Source organism: Bacillus sp. CFBP9009 (assembly GCF_036541465.1).
Lineage (GTDB): Bacteria > Bacillota > Bacilli > Bacillales > DSM-1321 > Peribacillus.
In genome coordinates, this window is record NZ_JAZHFU010000002.1 from 646,140 (window position 1) to 666,974 (window position 20,835).

Below are 20,835 nucleotides of genomic sequence, written 5' to 3' on the forward strand. Positions count from 1 at the left end.
CTTTCTCCCCCTCACTTATGCGCGATTCAACTTATATACGGAAAGGAGCAGAAAAGTATAGGGTTTCCACTCCTTTATCGTTGGCCTAAATCGTTTCAATCATGATAGCCATTCCCTGTCCGCCGCCAACACAAAGTGTAGCAACTCCATATCTTTCTTTCCTGCGAATCAGTTCATGTATTAGCGTTGTCACAATCCGGGCGCCCGTCGATCCGACTGGGTGCCCAAGTGCAATGGCGCCTCCGTTTACATTCACCTTGTTTTCATCTAGTGATAAATCCCTGATTACTGCCAATGCTTGTGAAGCGAACGCTTCATTTAATTCGAAAAGCCCAATTTCTTCAACTTTTTTCCCGGTGCGCTCCATAAGTTTTCCAACGGCTGGTACTGGACCAATTCCCATCAATTCAGGAGAAACTCCGACAGTCGCCCAATCGACGATCTTTGCGATTGGCTGTACTTGCAACCGTTCCGCTTCACTGGCCTTCATTAATATCAATGCAGCCGCCCCGTCATTTCGGCCACAAGCATTCCCTGCAGTGACGGTTCCGTTTTCCCTGAATGCCGGTTTTAAGCTTGCAAGCTTTTCCATTGTGGTATCGGGGCGTGGATATTCATCCGTTTCAATGGTAACCGTACTCTTCCTGTCAGAGACCTGGACAGGAACGATCTCATCCTTGAACTTTCCTTCTTTTAACGCTTGCGCCGCTCTTCGTTGACTTTCCACTGAAAAGGCATCTTGTTCTTCCCTGGAAATGTTGTATCGCTGTGAGACATTTTCAGCGGTAATTCCCATCCCTAAACTTTTTCCATAAATTTCTTGAGGCTGCTGTCCAGCTTCAGTATTAGAATCCACTAGCCTTGTCCGGTCTCCCCCAAAACGGGCACTTCTTAAATAAAGCGGTGCGCGGCTCATGCTTTCCGTACCGCCGGCAACGACTATATTTGCTTGACCTGAGCTTATTTGCTGTGCTGCTGAGGTGATGGCCTGCATTCCGGATGCACATAAGCGGTTTACCGTAAAAGCCGGTGCCGAATCGGGAATCCCTGAGCGCAGAGCTGCCACTCTCGCTACATTCGAGGATTCGGTCGTTTGCCTAACCTCCCCGAAAATGACTTCATCCACTTGTTCTGCTGCAATATTCGCCCGCTTGATCGCTTCTTTGATGGCAATACTTGCCAAATGACCGGAACTGATCTCTTTAAATGCTCCACCGTACCTTCCAATTGGTGTTCGAACAGCACTAACGATTACGATATCTTCTCCCATTTCGTTTCTCCCCCTTGAAATTCCAGATTCATAGGCAAAAGACTACCTGCCCGAATCAATCAGTAAGAAATTAACACTCTTCCAAGACATTCCTTGCTATGATTAAACGTTGGATTTCATTCGTTCCTTCATAGATCTTCGTTATGCGGGCATCCCGATAAAAACGTTCAACTGGATATTCAGCCATATATCCTATTCCGCCATGAATTTGAACCGCTTTATCCGCGACCCGATTAAAAACGTCTGAAGCGAACAGCTTTGCCATTGATGCTTCCTTGATCACTTTTTTTCCTTCATCTATCTTTTGTGCCGCCATCATCGTCAATGCCCTTGCGGCTTCCGTTTCGGTTGCCATATCAGCAAGCATCCATTGAATCGCTTGGTTGTCCGCAATTGGTTTGCCGAATTGAATGCGCTCTTTTGCATACTTAGCTGATAATTCAATCAATTTACCGCTTGATCCCACTGATCTTGCAGCCAAACCTACACGCCCTTCACCTAAAATTTTCAGGGCAGAGATATATCCCATTCCGACTTCGCCGATAACATTTTCTTCAGGTATGATACAATCCTCGAAAATGACCTGTGAGGTATATGATCCCCTTAACCCCATTTTTTTGTCCTTTTTGCCGACAATTAAACCGGGAAAATCTCTTTCTACTAAAAAAGCTGTAATCCCTCCCTTTGCCCCTTTATCTTTATCCGTTAAAGCGAATACGGTATAAACATCAGCTATCGGCCCATTCGTGATGAAATGTTTCGTCCCATTCATCACCCAGTAATCACCCTTCTTTTCTGCACTTGTTGCCAAATTGGTTGCATCCGATCCCGCTCCTGGTTCAGATAAAGCAAAGGCGCCAATTTTCGTGCCTGCTGCCATTTCAGGCAAATATTTATTTTTCAAATGTTCGGATGCAAGCTTAACAAGACCTGTACTGCCAATCCCGGTGTGGGCGCTTATTAATGAAACAAATCCATTATGGGTCCTTCCTAACTGCTCTAATACGGTAGCCTTTCCAACAGCATTCAAGCCAATTCCACCGTATTGTTCGGGAATGCTTATCCCGAATAAGCCAAGATCTTTTGCTTTTTCCACCAAATGCTCCGGGATGGCATCTTCTTCTTCAATTTGTATGGCGTAAGGCTCGACTTCCCTTTCAACAAAATTACGGATCATTTCCTTCATTTGCTGCATTTCCTTGGTTAAAGTGATTGTCATCAGTTTATTCCTCCTTAGGTCTGTTCATGTATAGCAGCCATTGTACAAGTTTTCTTAATAGGGCATATAGAGCTGAATGCTGTGTCATCTAACCATTTAACGGAATTCAATGTATTCTGCTAAACACACTTACAAATTCAAGCTTCACGTTCAATTATCGTAGCAATTCCCTGTCCGCCTCCAATGCAAGCCGTAATAAGAGCAAACCTTCCGGCAGAACGCTTCAATTCATAAACCGCTTTCGTAATGAGGATGGCACCCGTCGCACCTAGTGGGTGTCCATGTGCAATGGCTCCCCCGTTCACATTCCCTCTGGCGGGATTCATATCAAGCTCCCGATTGCAAGCAATGACTTGAGCGGCGAATGCTTCATTAATTTCAATGATGTCCATTTCATTTAAGGAAAGCCCTGATTTCTCCATTACCTTTCTTATAGCGGGAACAGGTCCTATTCCCATATAATTTGGATCTACCCCTGCAACGGCCTGTGCCCTGATCAATGCTAAAGGCTTAATCCCCAATTCCACCGCTTTTTCCCTCGACATGATGACCAATGCTGATGCGGCATCATTCAATCCCGAACTATTGCCTGCAGTCACGGACCCGCCTTCTAAAAACGCAGGTGATAATTTGGCTAGCCCTTCTTTCGTTATTTGCGGTCGTGGATGTTCATCCAATTTAAATTCGATATCGTCACCTTTTCTGACGGGAATGTAAATAGGCGCAATTTGCTCATTAAAACGGCCCTCTTCCACGGCTCTGGCCATATTTTTTTGGCTTTGTAGAGCGAATTCATCTTGTTCTTCCCTGCTGACCTCATATTTTTCCGCTAAGTTTTCAGCCGTGATTCCCATCGGGGGATCGCCGATCTCTTTCGGGGACAACCGTGACTTTCTGAACTGTGGTGGCTTTGCACTGTATGCTTTTTCCGGACGATCCATCAAGTATGGCGCCCTGCTCATGCTCTCGACCCCACCGGCGATATAGACATCGCCTTCGCCAGCCCGGATCGCTTGTGCAGCCAAATTGACAGCATTTATTCCCGAGCCGCATTGACGGTCGACAGTCAGTCCTGGAAGATGAATTGAGAGGCCAGTTTCCAGTGCAGTTAACCTGGCAATGTTTCCACCCCCGCTTAACACATTCCCCATGATTACATCATCTATCATTCGAGGTTCGACATTCGCTCGTTTCAAGGCTTCTTTCATCACTTCTGCTCCAAATACATGGGCAGGAACCGATGCAAGTGCACCTCCCTGCTTTCCAATTGCTGTTCGAACTGCAGAAACTATGACGGCTTCTCTATTCATTTTCCATCCGCTCCTTTTCCTTTTATTCACACCATTATTTGAAGGCATTCCTTCTCTTCACTAGTTTCATTGAATGTAAGCAGGGCAGGTTCGACCCTGCTTATGAGGACTTAAGGTCAAAATTATCAGAACTTTTATTTTTAAGTTTCCCGGCCGGTTTAACGAATATGGCAAACAGGATGCCAAAAGCCAGGACAAGGATGGCCATGAACAATATCGATAGATTATAACCCAATAGTTGATTTCCTCCAGCTAGACTTATGATATAGCCAGTTAATAGAGGTGCAACAATTCCCGCTAGATTTCCTGATGATGTTAAGATGCTTGTCATCAATCCCCCCCGCTCCTGCATTTCATTGATCATGATCGTTGGTCCGATCGGTAAAATGGCATATGTAAGGCCCTTTGCTAAACACATGGCGACTATCACCCAGATTGGATTTTGAAATACCATGATTGAGGAAAAGAACAATGCACCAAGAATCATGGCGCCCGCGACGACGAATACCCTTGATGATCGCCAATTCTGATTCTTCTTGAATAAATGATCGGACGCCATCGAAACACCCATATAAATACATACGGAAACGATTCCGATTATCGCAACGCTTGTTCCCATTTGACCTGGAGTCATTTTTACGGCTTCCACTAAATAAATCGGGAGCCAAACTGAAAACCAAACAACTAAAATATATGTTGAAAAATAAGCTAGTGTAGTAAACAAAGCAGTAGGTGAGGCCAGTAGCAGCAAAAAGTCTTTCACTTTTATTTTTTCAAGTTTTTGTTTCTTTTTCTTTTGTACGTTTTCATATACTTCAACTGGATTTTCCTTTGTTAAAAATTGAAAGAGGAAGAACCAAACAAGGCTTGCTGCACCAAGTGCGGCAAAGGCAACCTTCCAGCCGAATATCGTAATTAAGTAAACGAGGATCGGTGCCACGATCATCGCACCAACGGTCCCTCCGCCAACCACCACCGAATTGGCAAAGCCTTTCAGTTTCGGCGGAAACCACTTATCGGCATGACTGTAAGCAATCGGGCTATAAGGCCCTTCGAATGCACCCAGCAAAATCCTGTATAGAATTAATAATGGAAGAGCGGTGATGGCTAAGACCCCAAATTGCAAAACGGTCCATGTCAGCATGATGAATCCCAGTACCTTTTTAGCCCCCAGCCGATCGGCCCATGCTGCCCCAAAAATCCCTGTTACTGGGTAGAGCCAATAATAACTGCTTCCAACAAGACCCCACTCCGCATAGGTAAGATCGAATTCCTTCATGATGGGAACAGCTGCGAGACCTACAATCGATTTATCTGCAAAATTGATGACGGCTCCAAAGAATAATAGAATGAGAACAACCCAACGCATATGAATCCCTCCTCTTCATTATTTTTGTTCACAATCTGGCATGCCTTCCAACGTAAGCTTCAACTTATATGTTGGAACCACATTCCCCCTCTTTCAATCCTTTTCTAATTCCTCTTTAACTAACAATCTTTTTAATAGTTTACCCACTGTATTTCGCGGAAGTTCTTTTCTCAATTCAAATACTTTTGGTACCTTATAAGGCGTCAATTGGGAATAACAATATCCTTCTATTTCTTCAAGATCCACGGAAGCGCTTTCTTTAGGTACGATGAATGCTTTCACTATTTCGCCTTTTTCTTTATGGGGGATGCCCACAACAGCTGCCTCTTTAATTGCTGGATGTTCATACAGAACCCCTTCTACCTCCTGCGGGTAAATATTGAATCCGCCGACGATGATCATTTCTTTTTTCCTGCCGACGATATAGAAATAACCTTCGTCATCCATCACAGCAAGATCGCCAGTATATAGCCAGTCATTCTGTAAGGCCTTTTTGGTTTCAGCTTCGTTATTCCAATAACCCTTCATGATTTGCGGGCCTTTTATGAGCAACTCCCCGACGCATGTGTTAGGCACTTCATTATTTTCATCGTCAATGATCATACAGTCCGTACCTGGAAAAGGGATGCCAATGCTTCCTATTTTCCTTTTTCCGAAAGGCGGATTACGATGAGTGGAGGGTGAGGCCTCCGACAAACCGAAACCCTCTCCTATTTTGGCACCGGTCAGCTCCTCAAATCGCTTAATTACTTCAACCGGCAGGGGCGCCGATCCACAAGAACAACTTTTTAAACAATTCAGTCCATAGTTTTCAATTCCAGGATGATTGACGAATGCATTATACATTTTTGGAACTCCTGGGAAGAATGTCGGACGATGCTTTTTTATTTTTGCAAGTACATCTTCAAGTTCGAATTTAGGAAATAAGAGGATGGCAGCTCCAATATAGATACCTAGATTCATTGCACTTGTCATGGCATAAACATGGTAAAGGGGCGTAGCTGCCAAAACGATTTCTTCGCCAGGTTTCAAGGAATCCCCATACATTTCAAAGCTCTGCACGACATTGGAGGTTAAATTATAGTGAGTGAGCATGACACCCTTCATCTTCCCAGTGGTGCCGCCAGTATATTGGATGACTGCAGTATCTTCATGCGGGCTTATCATTTCGGGCTTCTTAATGGCGTCACCGGTCTTAATCATCGTTTGAAGGGAATAAGAGCTGTTTTGATCTTTTTCCGTATCAATGCAAACATCAAATTCAAATATCGTTTTCGTTTCTTCGATTGTAACTGCGGCCGTATGGTCAAATACAATATTCTTTGTATTTGAGTCTATTAAAATTTGTAATAGTTCCCGCGGTTTATACATGGGATTAATTTGTACAACCAACAGACCTAGTGCCTGGGCAGCGTAATAACTGATAATGAAATAAGGATGGTTGGCCATCATCAGACCAATCCGTTCACCTTTAACAAAGCCCATTTCTCTCCATTTACCAGCAAGTTTGTCAACCTGCAATTTTAAATTCTCATAATCCATTAACTGGTCTTCATAAATGATGGCTGTATGGTGTGGAAACTTACTTGCTGTTATTTCAAGCAGTGAATAGACGGATATTTCCGGTAGCTTCATAGATTTCATTCCTTCAACATACCACTGCTCCCATGGTTTATTTATCGTTTTTCGCACCATTATCCCTCCACACATAAACGAATTTCATATCGCACATGTTTGTTTTATACTTATATGATTATGCAACTTGCATGCCAAGTCCTACTTTTGTGTAAAATCGCTTAGTATCAAAAACATTCAATTCATTAATGAATTTTATTAGCATATAATGCCTTTCTGTAGAGGATTCATCGAAATGCCAATAATTCATTTTTGAATTTCAAACAAACTCTGATTGGTTTTCTAACAATTGTGAAAAGTAGGTTTTTTCATAATTATAGATTATACCTACTCACAAATCCTGATTTTGATTTTATCATGCTGTATTATAAAATTTGACAAGCCCATCCAGCTAAGGATGGGCAAGTGTAATATTTATTTAAACTTTGCTTACGAGTGTATTAAATAAAGAGCTCAATCTCCATTCCAAGACTTTTTAGCGTAGGCGCATTCGTAGACTGATTTTTCCAGCGCTGAATCCAAGAATCAACCAAGCCACATAACTGGTTCAATCGATCGGACCATCCTGTAAAGCTCTAGATATCTCGTTCTTTCACTTTTTAGTATCTCTCTTAGTATATGTTTGATGAACAGTTCATAAAAACTATGTGTCGAATAAGAAAAGAGGCTGCCGCAGCAACCCCGTTGTTTAAAATCGGCTCAATTCCTCTGGATATAGAGTGTTTTTTTTGTAAATAATAAGATAATCATCACTTATGACCTTTACCAAGATTATCTGTTTTTCAATTTTACCAATTGAGAGAGTGATTGTTTTTCTGTTATGATTTACTTGTAAAGTCATAATATAACCTTGGTAATCATAACCTACTCAACAGTTTTTGGTTATGTGTTACATAAAATTTGAAATTTGTCGGGATGAGTGATAATGAAATGAATAATCAAAAAACACCTCAAACACCTGATTCTAATGTTAAAAGACTAGATCAGTCTGACCTTTCTCTAGCTGTTCGTTCATTTTTATCTAATTTAGATGTAAATGGAGAGTCACGATTGCCACAACGTGCTTATCTAGCTGTTCGACATGCGATTCGCCACCTTCAATTGCCCCCTGGACAGACTGTGCTAGAGAGGGAAATGGCAGAAATCCTGGGCATGAGCAGGACCCCTGTACGTGAATCACTTGTCCGTTTGGAAACGGAAGGCTGGGTACGGCTCATACCGCGTCGTGGTTTTATTGTTGCACCACTTGTAGCAGATGATCTTCAACAGATTTATGAAGTGGTGGAAGCGCTCGATGGTGTTGCAGGCAGACTCGCTACAGGTCGTGCTACTCACCAAGAGTTAAACCAACTTGAGCATCTGATTGAAGAACAAGAAAAGGCACTAGAACTAAACGATCTGCTTGCATGGACAGAACTTGATGATCAATTTCATAATTATATTGTTGATTTAGCTCAAAACCCACGCCTCAGAGGGATTGTTGACAGTCAGTCTGACCAACTCTATCGCGCACGCTTATACACAATTGGGCTTCGACCAAAGCCAACACGATCAGTGACTGAACATAAGGCGATTTTAGCAGTCATGCGAGCAGGCGAGCCTGAAGCTGTACGAACTATGTTGCAGTCTCATCGCTATAGAGCGCGCAACGAAATTCTAGATGCTCTTCAATCTATGCCTCCATTACCCGAAGAAACGGGAAATAACGAGACTTTTCCATGATATAAGAATCTATCATTATTAATAAAGAAAGGCTGTAGAGATTTCACAGAAATCAACTACAGCCTTTTTTGACAGTCGTACTTAATATTGATAAATCAGTTTTGATATTATGTTTATTATCATAAACTAACCCATTATGGAAATTCCGTAATATACTTTTCCGTTATGTTGCTGATAGCGAACTATCGTTTGTGTTTTTTGTAATACCTGTACGAGCACACCAACTCCATAACTTACTTGATGAATCTTACTTGTTTACTGATTAACTCATATTGTTCTTCCTTCTTTTTATTGAACTCCACCTTATTTTCTTCAAAGATGTTATTTCCTTCTGTATCAATGGAAACGATAAGAGGACCGAACTCATTCACTTCACATACCCAAAGAGATTCTGGCATTCCAAGGTCTTTCCAGTGTACTTCTCTGATCTGTTCAACCTTTGTTGCCGCATAAACAGCATTTCCGGCTGGATAGACGAGATGCAGTGCTTTATGATTCTTGCATCCTTCTTCAGTGTTCTTCCCCATTCCACCTTTTCCAACAATAAGTTTAACACCTGTTTCTTCGATAAATTCCTTTTCGAATTTTTCCATTCTCATACTCGTTGTTGGACCAATAGAAACAATTTCGTACTGTTCCTTTCCAAGGTCTCTAACAATGGGACCTGCATGAAATATGGCTTTGCCCTTAAGATCTACAGGTAAAGGGATTTTCTCTTCTATAAGTCTCCTGTGGGCAACATCTCTGCAAGTAACCAGTGTACCTGATAGGTAGATAATGTCACCAATTCTTATATCCTTAAGATCCTCATCTTTTATAGGTGTGGTTAATACTTTTTTACTCATAGTGTTACCCCCTCGTGAGTACTAATTTCATAGTTCAAATTACTGTCAAAGGTGATCTTTCCTCTTCTATGGGACCAGCACCCTGTATTAACTGCAACTCCAATAGTAGAAGGATGTCTTGCCGTATTCACAACATTTACACCCATGACAGATTTAGATCCCTTAAGTCCCTGAGGTCCAAGGCCAATAGCGTTAATTCCATCTTCAAGAAGCTTTTCCATCTTAGCAGCATTTTCATTTTCATTATGACTTCCAACAGGTCTCATAAGAGCCTTTTTAGAGTTCATAGCTGCTGTTTCTACAGAAGTACCGACGCCTACACCAACAAGAAGTGGAGGACAGGCATTAATTCCATAACTAGTCATCCGATCGAGTACAAACTTTACCACACCTTCATAGCCTTCACCCGGCATTAGAACCGTCGCCACGCCAGGAAGGGTACAACCTCCTCCTGCCATATAAGTATAGATTTCCACTTTATCACTGTCTTCTGCAATTTCCCAGAAGATGCTTGGTGAACCGTCACCGATGTTCTTTCCTGTATTGTACTCATCAAATGTTTCTACAGAATTGTGTCGCAATGGAGTTTCTTGAGTTGACTTATACACACTATCCCTCAGAATACTATCTAACTGTCCAATCAGGGGGAAGTTCTGTCCGCACTTAACAAAAAACTGGAGAACACCTGTATCCTGACATGAAGGTCTCTTTAACTCATAAGCCAGCTTTTGATTATCAAACATGGTTTTGTAAATAATTTTTGCAAGCTTATTATCTTCCTCTTCACTTAGTTCTTTCAGTTTATTTTCCACATCATCAGGAAGTTTGTAGCTGACAAGGGAGACAAACCTTGCCATCAAATCAGTCATCTTTTCTTTTTGCTGTAACTTTTCCATAATAACACTCATAATAACTCTCCTTTTTTTATCTTTAATATTTTGTGTAGAAAGCGAAGAAAATTGGTAACTGACTTTAAAGTTCTAATGAAAGAATTTTCTGACATCAACACTCCGGCTCCAGCTATATCGATTGCTAAGCTAACGCGAGTGAACTCACAAATAATAGGATCGTGTTAAGGCTTTTCTAAACCCTTTAGCATCCACCATATGCCCATTTTCGATATACCCACAACCTTAAAGGGAGAAATCGCTTTCAAAAGAAAATTTCACACCTGATGCTTGAGCTAAATGAGTCAGTACATGAACCATATTGTTTATCTCCTTTCAAATTTCTTCATCAGGGATAGATGCAAAACAGTTTTTTCCTTCATTGCTAGCTCTCCTACCACTATTCACACCTCTTGCATGTGAATCAGGGTAATGTAAATATCTTATGAGCTAATTATTAAATAACGTATACATTAAAGTCAATGGTTTTATTTCATATTATTAAAATTAATTTCTGAATAAAAACGAAACTTCTCCTCTACATAATGTATCTTTCTATATTTTCTATAAATTGTACATTAAAAAGGTTGAATATTCTAAAAATTAAGTTGACATTAACGTATACATTAACATACAATCGGATTTAGAAATACAAGGAATGATATTATTGGATGCGCTTTCAAATAAAATTTCCATTTGTAATCATTCTTAAGCTGGAGAACTTAGATTTTAGAAAAAAAGTCCTGTCACTCAAAAATTAAAGAAATGGAGGTGTACGTAAAAAAAAAGAGAACGTTTAGTAACATTGCCCTACCAATGTATTCTCCTACTTCACACGATTTGTTTTTTCGTATTATCATAAGGGATGAACATTTTTGTATACGCTTCCATTGCTAACAAGTTAGTTTCATCAAGTAAATGAAAAAGAACCTAGAACCTCATTAAAAGTTTGCCCTTCTGGCTTAATAGCGTAGTAATATACTTAACTATTTAAAATTACAAATAACTTAAGTTCATACTTTATACGGGAGCTGGTTTGTATGTTAACATTCCTAGCATTATTAATGATCATTGTATTCATTGTACTTCTCTCAAAAAATAAATTATCTGTTTTCGGGGCATTAACAATTATTCCATTTGTTTTTGGAGCAATTGCAACCTTTGTAACGGGCGCTTCCTTTTTGGATCTCTTTGAATGGATTAAAGAAGGTATTTTATTTAGTGTAGATGAAGAAACAGGAAAGGTTTCTACTGGGGTAATTTCACCTGCTATTGTTATCTTATTTGCGGTGTTGTATTTTGGTTTAATGCTTAATGTCGGTTTGTTTGACCCTTTATGTGAATTCTTTATAAAAAAAGCAAAAGGGGACCCATTGAAAGTTACAATGGCAACCGTTTTAACTGCGACAGTAGTCACTATGAATGGTGATACTACTACAACTATTATCATTTGTGTTGCTGCTTTCCTTCAACTTTATAAACAAATGAATATTAAGCTAATTTATTTAGCAGTAATTATTGTTACCCCTATTGGAATTTTTAATCAGTTACCATGGGGAGGCCCAACAATTGCTGCAAGCACAGCAATGGGTGTAAGTATTAGCGAATTGTTTAAAGATTTATTGCCAGGAATGCTAGTTGCTGAAGTATTTACAATTTTTATGGCTTATTTTATCGGAATAAAAGAAAGAAAACGCTTAAACTTTGATCCTAAAACTGCTAAAGATATTTCCCCAGAGCAATTGGAAAGTATGTTAAACGCTATTCGTCTAAAAGATCCTGAATTAAAGAGACCTAAACTATATGCTTTTAATTTGATTTTAACGCTTGCTATTTTAGTTATGCTTGTGATGGATGTTGCACATGGCGGTGTTTTATTTGGTATAGGTGCAGCAATTGCCCTTACGGTAAACTATAAGTCTACAAGTCTTATTAATAAACGAATTGATGACTTAGCAGCAGATGCTTTAGCACCAGCTTTGGCAACTTTGGCTGCCGGGGTTTTCTCTGGCGTTTTAACAGGTAGCGGGATGTCAACTGCTTTAGCAACATCTATTACAGCTATGATCCCAGAATCATTAGGCTCAAATATGGCACCAATCTACGCATTAATTGCAGCACCTGCAATTACATTTTTACCGCAAGATGCTTTCTACTTTGGGATTGCCGGCGTTATGTCAGATGTTATGGGCCAATATGGAATTTCTGCTAGCGAAGCAGCTGTAGCTTCCATGGTGGGACAAGCATTCCGCCTAATTTCACCAGTTATTCCAGCTCTATATATGTTAGTTGATTCTACGGAGACAAACTTTATAGACTTTCAAATAAAGTATGTAATTTATGCATGGCCCATTATACTTATATACCTAGTTGTTTATACATTAACCGGGGCATTGCCGATATAGAAAAAAGTCCTTATAAGAGCTTGATTGAAACAAGTATCTTCCATTTCATAGCAACACAAATAGAAGAGTTGACCAATTGTTTTTGGATCCTCCTCTTCTCGAGCACCATCGCAAACATGATATAACGTGTGAAAACAACCGCGGTATGAGCTACTAATACATCATATACTGCGTGATTGGAATTACTTTTAGGTGCATCTATCAAAGTCTTGTGCTGCTACTGAATTTAAGGCGTGTTTATTGAAAAGAGAAAAAAAGGATTACACAAATTAGTCAAGACCAATTTGTGTAATCCTTTTTTATCCAAGCAAAATATCTCTAAAAGTTACGACGCGGAATCAAAGAATTCCTTATCGGAATTCACTAGATTACTATTTACAGGAAGGATCTCGTTTTCTTGATTTTTTTGCCATTATCATTACCTCCTAACTATATATCTAGTGAATCCATAATAAACTAAGTTTCAACTTGATAAATTCCAAAAGTGATCAGTGGGATTTCAGAAATGATACGGTTCTGCTGAATTTATAACAAAGTTTGCTTAAGAGGAAACAGATCGAAGGTATTTTCAGAGTTGCAATTATTTTTGGTGAATTATTTAATAAATACATTTAATATGACATTTGTAATTGTATTAACTTTAATGGCAGTAAGGTGCGAGCATGATCGATCAACTTGATTGTTTATAAAAAATGACCAACTCATTTAGAATTGGTCATCACTTTTTTATTGAACATTGGTTGCTTTTTCATTTTTTCAACCAAGTTTTCGGAAAACTTTTTTATCATCATCCATTTTCACTTTTTCAATCACCATTCTTCATGCACCAACATATAATACCTCAAAGGAAAACCGGGGGTATCAACATGCAAGACAATCAACATGGATCGCAAATGAATGAGGTTGAAAAGTTTGATGAATGGGTAAAAAGTTTTTTTCTGGATCCGGAAACTTGTGCGTTGGATCATCAACTTTTTTCAATTGATATATACGAAAGTGACGATGAGTATATGGTGGAAGCGGTTTTGGAAGATCATGATGTGAAAGATATTAAAGTTTGCCTAAGTGATAATGAGCTATCGATCATCGTTGACGATACTGATAAGCTTCTTGAAAAAAAAGAAGATAAACTACCCACACAGAGAAAAATTCCTTTCCCCTTTTCGATTTGCTCACGCAGAATTACCGCTGAATTCTCGAATCCGATTTTGGTGATTCGCATCCATAAGTTTTCCCCCGGAAAAACAGCAGAAGATATTAACATTGAGTAGTCCGTTCATTAAAAATAAAAAGAATGGCCTGGGGAACCTCCCCTTAGCCATTCTTTTTTCTTGATTATCCAGCAAAATAAAAGGACGTCCGACTTCCTTTTTGTGTCGAAATGACTTGAAGCTGGGCATCGATTCTTTCTTTCAATTCCGGGACATGGGATATAATCCCGACCAATCTCCCGGTGCTTTGTATATCCATTAATGCTTCAATTGCATGATCAAGAGATTCAGGGTCGAGCGTACCGAAACCTTCATCGATGAACATCGTTTCAAGTGAAATTCCGCCAGCATTCTGCTGGACAACATCCGCAAGACCCAAGGCAAGTGCAAGGGAAGCCTTAAAGCTCTCCCCTCCCGAAAGGGTTTTGACATGCCTCTCTTGTCCTGTATATTGATCATACACAGATAACTCCAGACCGCTCTGGATATTCCTGCGTGTAGGATCAAGCTTTCGCAATAACTGATATCTTCCGCTTGTCATTTTCAGCAGCCTTGAATTGGCTTCTTTTAGGATATCATCTAAAAAGGCTGCCAGTACATAACGTTCAAAAGTTATTTTGAAGGAGTTTTGACCTTTGGAAATCTCAGACAGATGACCGACGATACTGTACCTTTCATCCAAACTTTTCTGATCTTCCCTGATTTGCGCCAATTTCCTTTCGATTTCTTCGTTAGTCCGTTTTTCAGCCTGCAACTCATTCTGATTTAGGCGTAAAGACTCCAATTCTCCATCTATGAAATCGAAAGTCTTTTTCAATCCTTCAAGATCCGGTTTGGTCACATCTTTTAATTTCATTTCCAAATCATGAAACAGACTTAAAACACTTTGCCAATTTTGATTATACTGTTGAACTTGGTCTTCCAAATTCCCAAGAGCAGCTTCCGATTTTTTTGCTGCCGTATATTCTTTATAATTGGAAAAGCCCTGATTGGTCATTTCCGTAATTAACTTTTCCCGCTCCTCTTTCAATTCTGTCTTGAAAGCCTCTATATTTCCACTTAATGATTCTGTTTTTGCAATGATGGCCGATTCTCTTTCCTTCACCAGTTGAAGGTTTTTTTGTGCATCTTCCAAGGCTGATTGTAAGCGTTTCTGTGTTTTTACAGCCATTTGGTAAGCAGCATTATATTCTTCCTCTGTCCGTATTCCGTCTGGCAGGGAATCGGTTAATCCTGTTAGTTTTGTAGAGTTTTCAATATACCTGGTTTTCCCTTCGTCCTCTTTTCTTTCTAAAGAGATCAGATTCTCCTTTAGCTGGTTTGCCTTGTCTTTTAAATCCAGCAACCTTTTTTCCAGATCATTGAATACAGACTTTTTCCGCATCAATTCTTTAAGATGCTCTTGCAGCACTTTTCCTTTTTGTACAAACTGTGTCAAATGCTCTTCAATATCCTCAAACCTAAACTCCGGCATGTCATTTTGTAAGTCACTAAGCTTTTCTTGTGAAGACTCTGCCAGTGCATCATATTTGGATTTCGCTTGATAATATTCACTTTCCGCTTGGCTTTTTTGTTGTTCCGCAGATTTCAGTTTGTTTTCTTGCTCTTTCAGTTCCAAATCTGTCGGCATATGCTCATGCATTTGCGCAGGTTTTGGATGACTTTGCGAACCGCAAACAGGACAATTTTCTCCAGAGTGCAGCATAGAGGCAAGCATACCCGCTTGGCCTGATCGCCAGTTTCGATTCAGGGTTTCCAGTTTTTTCTTCTCCTGAGTTTGTATTCTTTGTAACTCATGGAACCGATTATTCTTTTCATCCAGAACCCGTTTCGTATTAGTGATTTCATTAAGAACTTCTTGAAGCTTTTTAATTTTCGATAACGATGAATTATTTCTTTCTGCTTCAATTTCCTGATCACGATAAAGGGCAGCAGCTTTTTCCGCTTCTGTTTTTTCTTGAGCGACTTTCTCTGCTTCCGCTTCAATCGACAGATGTTCCGAAACAGTTTTTTCACGAAGTCGTTTACTGGTTTGCCACTCTTTTTCGTCTAAAGTAACCTGTGCTTTCAAGCTTGCAAAAGTCATGACAGCCTCTTTTACCTGCTCAAGCTGATGAACAGTTCGGACTGCCTGCTCTCTTTCATTTTCCTTCAACATTTCCTTATCATAGGAATCCTGCTTCTCAATGCGCTCAGCTAGTAACTTCTCGGACTGCTCACTTAACTTTTGAAGTTCGGCATTAGCATCTTGTACTTGTTTGCCGATACGCAAATAGTATTGTTCCTGCTTTTCAAGCGATGCCGCTTTGTGTGCCATTTTTATTTGTACTTTCACTAGTTCCATTTCTGGCAGCTTTGCTTCAAGAGCCTCCTTTTCTTTTCGCAGTGTTTCTTTTTCCGAAAATCGATTTAATAAATCGACAGCTTTTGAAAGTTCTTGATTTACTTGATCACGAGCTTTTTGCTTTTCCTGTATTTGTTTATTTATATACTCATTTTTTTCTGTTGCTTGCAAAATGACTTCCTGTAACAAGGGCAAGACCTGCTGTTCATTAGGCTCTTCCCCTTGTAATTGCGCCTGCAATTCTTCATGATTGCCAGGCTGGATGCCTTTCATTAATTCGATTCTCCGCTGAGCACTTTTTTCACTTTGCTTTCTTAGGATGGAAGCCTCTTCTTTTAATTTTTCTTCAATTCGTTTATAAAGTTCAGTATGAAATAATTTCTGAAGAATCTGTTCCTTATCCTTGCTGTCGGAAGTTAACAGTTTTCGGAATTCATTCTGAGGAATCATCAGGATTTGCCGGAATTGATTCGCATCAAGTCCAATGAGTACTTTTATTTTTTCTTCAACTTCTCGTACATTTGCACCCAGCAATTTTTTCCCTTCGGCCAATATCTCATATAATTCAGCCTTTGCTCCAACCGTTGTTGTTCCTTCACCTGCTTTTTTCTTGCGTTCCTGCTGCGGCGACCGGGTCACCAAATACGTTTTTCCACGCAGGGTAAATTGTAATGAGACTTCCGTCAACATATCATCTTCGGCAAACTGACTTCGCAAATCTTGCCCGCTACGATCTTCACCGCTGGCTTTACCATATATCGCAAAACTAATCCCATCAAATATCGTTGTTTTCCCTGCGCCTGTCTTTCCAGAAATGACAAACATGGTCCGTTCTCCAAGGGAATTAAAATCAATGGTTTCCCTTCCTGCATATGGTCCGAATGCCTGCATCGTTAAAATATCCGGTCTCATTTCAAAGCCTCCTCTTTCTTAACAGCTTCAATTACCGAAACCATCAAATCCTGCTTTTTGGAATCAAAGGCCCGATCTGTCATTTCTTGATAAAACGTCTCGAACAGGTCCAATTCCGATTTCCTTTCATCTTTTACTGAAGAGAAGGAATTTTTTCTCCTAAGGTCGGTCAAATCCCATTTACGTTCTAGATGTAGTACGTTCGGATAAATCTGGCGCAAACGATTAATGGGATCGATGAGTGCCCCCTCATCATTTAGTGTTATTTTTAAATAGTCATCCCTTTTTTGCGATTGATAAAAAGCGGGATCAAGCAACTCTTCCATCGATCCGGATATTTCCCTCATATCGAACTTGGGTGCCAAAGAACGATAGCGAATATCAAAGCTTCCATCTTCTTGCATATCGACGATGGAAAGCGACTTATTCTGCTTGGCCTCGGAAAAAGAATATTTTAATAGTGATCCAGAGTAAAACACCTTAGGATGACGTATCGCGTCTGGACTATGTAAATGCCCAAGTGCCGTATAATCGAACGCATCGAATAAGTCGGATGAAACACAGCCAGAACCACCTACCGACAAGATCCTTTCCGAATCGCTCGTTTTTCCGCCTAATACAAAAGCATGTCCTACGAAGACATTCGGCTCATCCTTATTGAAATTCTCAGCAATCGTTCCGGTTATCCGCTTCATCGCTTCTTGATGGGAATGGATACTATCATCTTCAAAAAGATGGCGAACCGTCCCGGGTTCTGCATATGGAACACAATAAAAGTTCACGCCCTTGATGCGAACCGGCTCACATGTTTTTGTCAATTTCCCATGAATATATAACTGACTATGACGATACCATGATGAACCGAATGCTAGTCTTTCCGCAGAATCATGGTTTCCCGATATCGCAACGATCGGTGTATTCATTTTCACATTAATCGTATAAAGGATTTCATCAAGAAGCTCCACCGCTTCTGTCGGCGGAACGGAACGATCATATAGATCACCGGCAATCACAACCGCATCCGGTTTTTCCTCTTCGACAATTTCTATGAATTGCAAGAGCGCATGCCTTTGGTCATCTGTCATATGTACCCCGTGAACGATTTTCCCTAAATGCCAATCAGCCGTATGGATAAATTTCATAGCCTTTCACTCCGTCCTAATTTTTACTACTTACTATTATTATATCAAAAATTTTATGAATATCATGGTTTGGGTACAGACGTTCTAATTTTTACCACACCGCACCATACTTTTGAATTATTCAGAATAAAAAAAGCAAACTCCAAAAGAGTCTGCCTTTTTCATCATTAGCTGAATAAGTGTTCATATGGACCCATATTCACCTTTCTTTCAGCTAATTTTTTTTGTAAAAATTTATGGTCACGTTTTGGTGTGGCAATGATATAGCCGCGTATCACTAAATCTTCCGTAATATCGCCCGCTTTTTCCTTTAACGCCAACTCTCCGATTTTCCCAGCGATTTTATGACGTGCAACATCACGAAAAAGTTCTGGCACAGGGCTCACTAAATCTTCTAGTAATTCCTTTTGCTGCTTTGACCATAAGTGCTTTGTTTGCTCCAAATAGTATTCTTCCCAATCCATATCAGATTTCCCATCTTCTTTGGGAAATCTTTTCAGGAACTTTCGAAACATGAAAAAGCCACCTATGCTCATCAATATTATTAAAAGGGCTACCCAAAATAGAATAAACCATAAAAACCATCCGCTAAGCAAAGTACCACCTCATATGTATAGAATGATCGTCACTATTATTATAGACAGTAACCCATATCTTTACAAGACTGGCAATGCAATCATTATTGACCGTTCACTTCCAGCAAGACAAGCGAAAAATCCCCCACAGCATTTTCTTCATATAGATTCGTGACCGAAGTTGCATAGTTAAAGATCTCTGCTCTAAACTCCTCGTTTGACTGTGGTATCTTTATATCAAATACCATTTGATAAAGCAGTGTTGTAATATCATGATATTCATTATGTGTAACCTTGAAATTAAAACTGATTTTCCTGATTTCCTTACCTTCAGAATCCTTTACATTTTCAGCATGAAAATCAGTAACATGAATTGGAACATCGTTTAAAATGACCTCGTCTACCATTATCAACATCTCCTTAAAAAAGTGGTTAAAGCCATGTTATCACTAGGAGCTTCCAGCGCCAATCATTCAACCTTGTAAAATAGAAAAACGTGCACAGGAAACCCGAGCACGTTTTCTTCCAATCAATTTACTTTCCCTTTTTAACGATTATTCGCCATTTAGCGTCATCGATTTGCTCAAACTCCGTGATTTCATGACCTTCGGTAGCAGCCCAACGGGGAATGCTCTCAGTTGCTTGTGTGCAATCGAAATTAATGATCAATTCCTCTCCTTTTGCCATGTCCACTATCGCTTCTTTTGCTTCCACTAAAGGGAATGGACATACCATCCCAGTCGTTTCCAATACCTTTGCCATTTATATTCCACTCCTTGATCAAAAATTTTCGGCTCGTATCTTAAGCCGCTTTGGATGCAGCCGCTGTCTGCTTTTGCTTACGGATAATCGTGAAATAAGTTGCTACCCATGTACCCAGCAGGAAAAAGACAATCGCGATCCAACCTTGCCAAGCAAATAGCGCCGAGTTCACCAGACCATTTCCGATTGTGCATCCTCCGGCAACACTTGCGCCGAATCCCATGGTTACACCGCCAATTGCATTGTTACGTAACGTTTTCATATCAGGCAAACGCCAACGGAATTCCCCGCTACCTTTGGCAGCAATGAAAGCACCGAGGAAAATGCCCAATACTAAAAACGTACCCCAATCGATTAACGCACCATCTCCGGTAATAAGGAAAGTTAAAATGTTCGCGGAAGGCGCTGTAATTCCCAGTCCGAACATTCGCCCTGTCATTGCACTTAGCGGCCATGCCATGATTGCAATAAGGCCCACCAATAACGCTGTAACAAAAGGATGCCAACGTTTCTCGAATAAGATGTGGGCCAATCCCGTCTTTTTCGGCTTCATTTTAAAGATTGGCAGTTTCGGCTTTCTCAATTCACGAATCACCAATATGCCAACCAAGAGTGTCACAATAATCACAAGCACCCAAGGCGAAACATTTAACGTTTCATGAATATACGTATCATTTGTACGATAAGATAACAGATTATCTCCAGCCACTTTCCATATACCATATTTCGTCATTGCTGCCCCTAGCATATATCCAAAAAGGGCAACCCAACTTCCGATCATGCCCTCTCCGGCACGATACCATGTTCCAGTGGCGCAACCTCCTGCCAGAACCATACCAATACCAAAAATAAAGCCACCCACGATTGTTCCCAACCATGGAAAACCATCATTTCCAAACTGAATGACCCCTGTAACATTCAATGCATAAACACCAATACTTTGTATCGCTATAACAACAAATGTAGCCAAAAACATCCGTCCATCTTTAGCTAAAATCAAATCACGATATGCACCAACAACACAGAAACGGCCTCTTTGAAGCACAAATCCCAGCAGTAAACCACAAATAATCCCGAACACAATCATTTGTAACATGTACCGTTTCCTCCTTAAGTAAAATAATAATAATACTAATATAATATAATCCGGATGAAATTACTAGGTTTTTGGATTAATTTTTTTACTCATGAAAAGTTCCCAGGCAAATGAAAAACCCGAGTCATTAT

Annotated in this window: 16 protein-coding genes; 3 read left to right on the forward strand and 13 right to left on the reverse strand. The window is 40.1% G+C overall.

The annotated features are described in order from the left end of the window. Positions 1-85: 85 nt before the first annotated feature. From V3595_RS08240 to V3595_RS08260, 5 genes are all read right to left on the reverse strand, one after another. Positions 86-1,270 (reverse strand): thiolase family protein, encoded by a 1,185-nt coding sequence (locus V3595_RS08240; protein WP_485906487.1) that lies wholly within the window; start codon positions 1,268-1,270, stop codon positions 86-88. A gap of 70 nt (positions 1,271-1,340) precedes the next feature. Beyond that, positions 1,341-2,489 (reverse strand): acyl-CoA dehydrogenase family protein, encoded by a 1,149-nt coding sequence (locus V3595_RS08245; RefSeq protein WP_485906489.1) that lies wholly within the window; start codon positions 2,487-2,489, stop codon positions 1,341-1,343. Between the two features lie 137 nt (positions 2,490-2,626). After that, positions 2,627-3,799 carry a thiolase family protein gene (locus tag V3595_RS08250; RefSeq protein ID WP_485906491.1) on the reverse strand — a complete coding sequence of 391 codons (1,173 nt, stop codon included), beginning with the start codon at positions 3,797-3,799 and terminating at the stop codon, positions 2,627-2,629. A gap of 100 nt (positions 3,800-3,899) precedes the next feature. Next, entirely contained in the window at positions 3,900-5,168 is a 1,269-nt protein-coding gene (locus V3595_RS08255) for an MFS transporter (protein WP_485906493.1), read from the reverse strand. Positions 5,169-5,261: 93 nt separating this feature from the next. Next, positions 5,262-6,860 (reverse strand): long-chain-fatty-acid--CoA ligase, encoded by a 1,599-nt coding sequence (locus V3595_RS08260; protein WP_485906495.1) that lies wholly within the window; start codon positions 6,858-6,860, stop codon positions 5,262-5,264. An 858-nt stretch (positions 6,861-7,718) separates the two neighbouring features. On the opposite strand from V3595_RS08260, the gene V3595_RS08265 reads away from it, so the two are divergent. After that, positions 7,719-8,525 (forward strand): GntR family transcriptional regulator, encoded by an 807-nt coding sequence (locus tag V3595_RS08265; RefSeq protein WP_485906497.1) that lies wholly within the window; start codon positions 7,719-7,721, stop codon positions 8,523-8,525. Between the two features lie 233 nt (positions 8,526-8,758). Here V3595_RS08265 and ttdB read toward each other — a convergent pair whose 3' ends face one another. Next, a complete protein-coding gene (gene ttdB / locus V3595_RS08270) occupies positions 8,759-9,370 on the reverse strand; it encodes a L(+)-tartrate dehydratase subunit beta (protein ID WP_101221665.1) in 612 nt (203 codons plus the stop codon). Further along, complete coding sequence (gene ttdA, locus V3595_RS08275) at positions 9,367-10,278, reverse strand: L(+)-tartrate dehydratase subunit alpha (protein WP_485906498.1); 912 nt, start codon at positions 10,276-10,278, stop codon at positions 9,367-9,369. Before ttdA ends, ttdB begins: the two co-directional genes overlap by 4 nt. 1,019 nt (positions 10,279-11,297) lie before the next feature. Between ttdA and V3595_RS08280 the strand changes: the two genes are divergently transcribed. Then, the gene (locus V3595_RS08280) at positions 11,298-12,662 is read left to right on the forward strand and encodes a citrate:proton symporter (RefSeq protein WP_485906500.1); all 1,365 of its coding nucleotides are present in this window, start codon (positions 11,298-11,300) and stop codon (positions 12,660-12,662) included. 866 nt (positions 12,663-13,528) lie between these two features. After that, positions 13,529-13,933 carry an Hsp20/alpha crystallin family protein gene (locus V3595_RS08285; RefSeq protein WP_485906502.1) on the forward strand — a complete coding sequence of 135 codons (405 nt, stop codon included), beginning with the start codon at positions 13,529-13,531 and terminating at the stop codon, positions 13,931-13,933. A gap of 64 nt (positions 13,934-13,997) precedes the next feature. Here the strand turns inward: V3595_RS08285 and V3595_RS08290 are convergent, their stop codons facing one another. The 6 genes from V3595_RS08290 to V3595_RS08315 form a co-directional block, all read right to left on the reverse strand. Further along, on the reverse strand, positions 13,998-17,129 hold the full coding sequence (locus tag V3595_RS08290) for an SbcC/MukB-like Walker B domain-containing protein (RefSeq protein ID WP_485906504.1): 3,132 nt from the start codon (positions 17,127-17,129) through the stop codon (positions 13,998-14,000). Next, a complete protein-coding gene (locus V3595_RS08295) occupies positions 17,126-18,271 on the reverse strand; it encodes an exonuclease SbcCD subunit D (protein ID WP_485906506.1) in 1,146 nt (381 codons plus the stop codon). The genes V3595_RS08290 and V3595_RS08295 overlap by 4 nt, the downstream gene beginning before the upstream one ends. Before the next feature lie 167 nt (positions 18,272-18,438). Then, complete coding sequence (locus V3595_RS08300; protein WP_137018029.1) at positions 18,439-18,867, reverse strand: DUF2621 domain-containing protein; 429 nt, start codon at positions 18,865-18,867, stop codon at positions 18,439-18,441. An 83-nt stretch (positions 18,868-18,950) separates the two neighbouring features. After that, positions 18,951-19,253, reverse strand: coding sequence for a DUF3219 family protein (locus V3595_RS08305; protein WP_485906508.1), 303 nt, complete (start codon positions 19,251-19,253; stop codon positions 18,951-18,953). Positions 19,254-19,380: 127 nt separating this feature from the next. Continuing rightward, complete coding sequence (locus V3595_RS08310) at positions 19,381-19,608, reverse strand: sulfurtransferase TusA family protein (protein ID WP_048685981.1); 228 nt, start codon at positions 19,606-19,608, stop codon at positions 19,381-19,383. A gap of 40 nt (positions 19,609-19,648) precedes the next feature. Beyond that, positions 19,649-20,704: a YeeE/YedE thiosulfate transporter family protein gene (locus tag V3595_RS08315; RefSeq protein WP_485906510.1), complete on the reverse strand. Its 1,056-nt coding sequence runs from the start codon at positions 20,702-20,704 to the stop codon at positions 19,649-19,651. Positions 20,705-20,835: the final 131 nt, after the last annotated feature.

Bases quoted from the DNA above. Each gene is read 5' to 3' on its own strand.
- V3595_RS08240 (WP_485906487.1), bottom strand. From the start codon at position 1,270: ATGGGAGAAGATATCGTAATCGTTAGTGCTGTTCGAACACCAATTGGA.
- V3595_RS08245 (WP_485906489.1), bottom strand. From the start codon at position 2,489: ATGACAATCACTTTAACCAAGGAAATGCAGCAAATGAAGGAAATGATC.
- V3595_RS08250 (WP_485906491.1), bottom strand. From the start codon at position 3,799: ATGAATAGAGAAGCCGTCATAGTTTCTGCAGTTCGAACAGCAATTGGA.
- V3595_RS08255 (WP_485906493.1), bottom strand. From the start codon at position 5,168: ATGCGTTGGGTTGTTCTCATTCTATTATTCTTTGGAGCCGTCATCAAT.
- V3595_RS08265 (WP_485906497.1), top strand. From the start codon at position 7,719: ATGAGTGATAATGAAATGAATAATCAAAAAACACCTCAAACACCTGAT.
- ttdB (WP_101221665.1), bottom strand. From the start codon at position 9,370: ATGAGTAAAAAAGTATTAACCACACCTATAAAAGATGAGGATCTTAAG.
- ttdA (WP_485906498.1), bottom strand. From the start codon at position 10,278: ATGAGTGTTATTATGGAAAAGTTACAGCAAAAAGAAAAGATGACTGAT.
- V3595_RS08280 (WP_485906500.1), top strand. From the start codon at position 11,298: ATGTTAACATTCCTAGCATTATTAATGATCATTGTATTCATTGTACTT.
- V3595_RS08285 (WP_485906502.1), top strand. From the start codon at position 13,529: ATGCAAGACAATCAACATGGATCGCAAATGAATGAGGTTGAAAAGTTT.
- V3595_RS08290 (WP_485906504.1), bottom strand. From the start codon at position 17,129: ATGAGACCGGATATTTTAACGATGCAGGCATTCGGACCATATGCAGGA.
- V3595_RS08295 (WP_485906506.1), bottom strand. From the start codon at position 18,271: ATGAAATTTATCCATACGGCTGATTGGCATTTAGGGAAAATCGTTCAC.
- V3595_RS08305 (WP_485906508.1), bottom strand. From the start codon at position 19,253: ATGGTAGACGAGGTCATTTTAAACGATGTTCCAATTCATGTTACTGAT.
- V3595_RS08310 (WP_048685981.1), bottom strand. From the start codon at position 19,608: ATGGCAAAGGTATTGGAAACGACTGGGATGGTATGTCCATTCCCTTTA.
- V3595_RS08315 (WP_485906510.1), bottom strand. From the start codon at position 20,704: ATGTTACAAATGATTGTGTTCGGGATTATTTGTGGTTTACTGCTGGGA.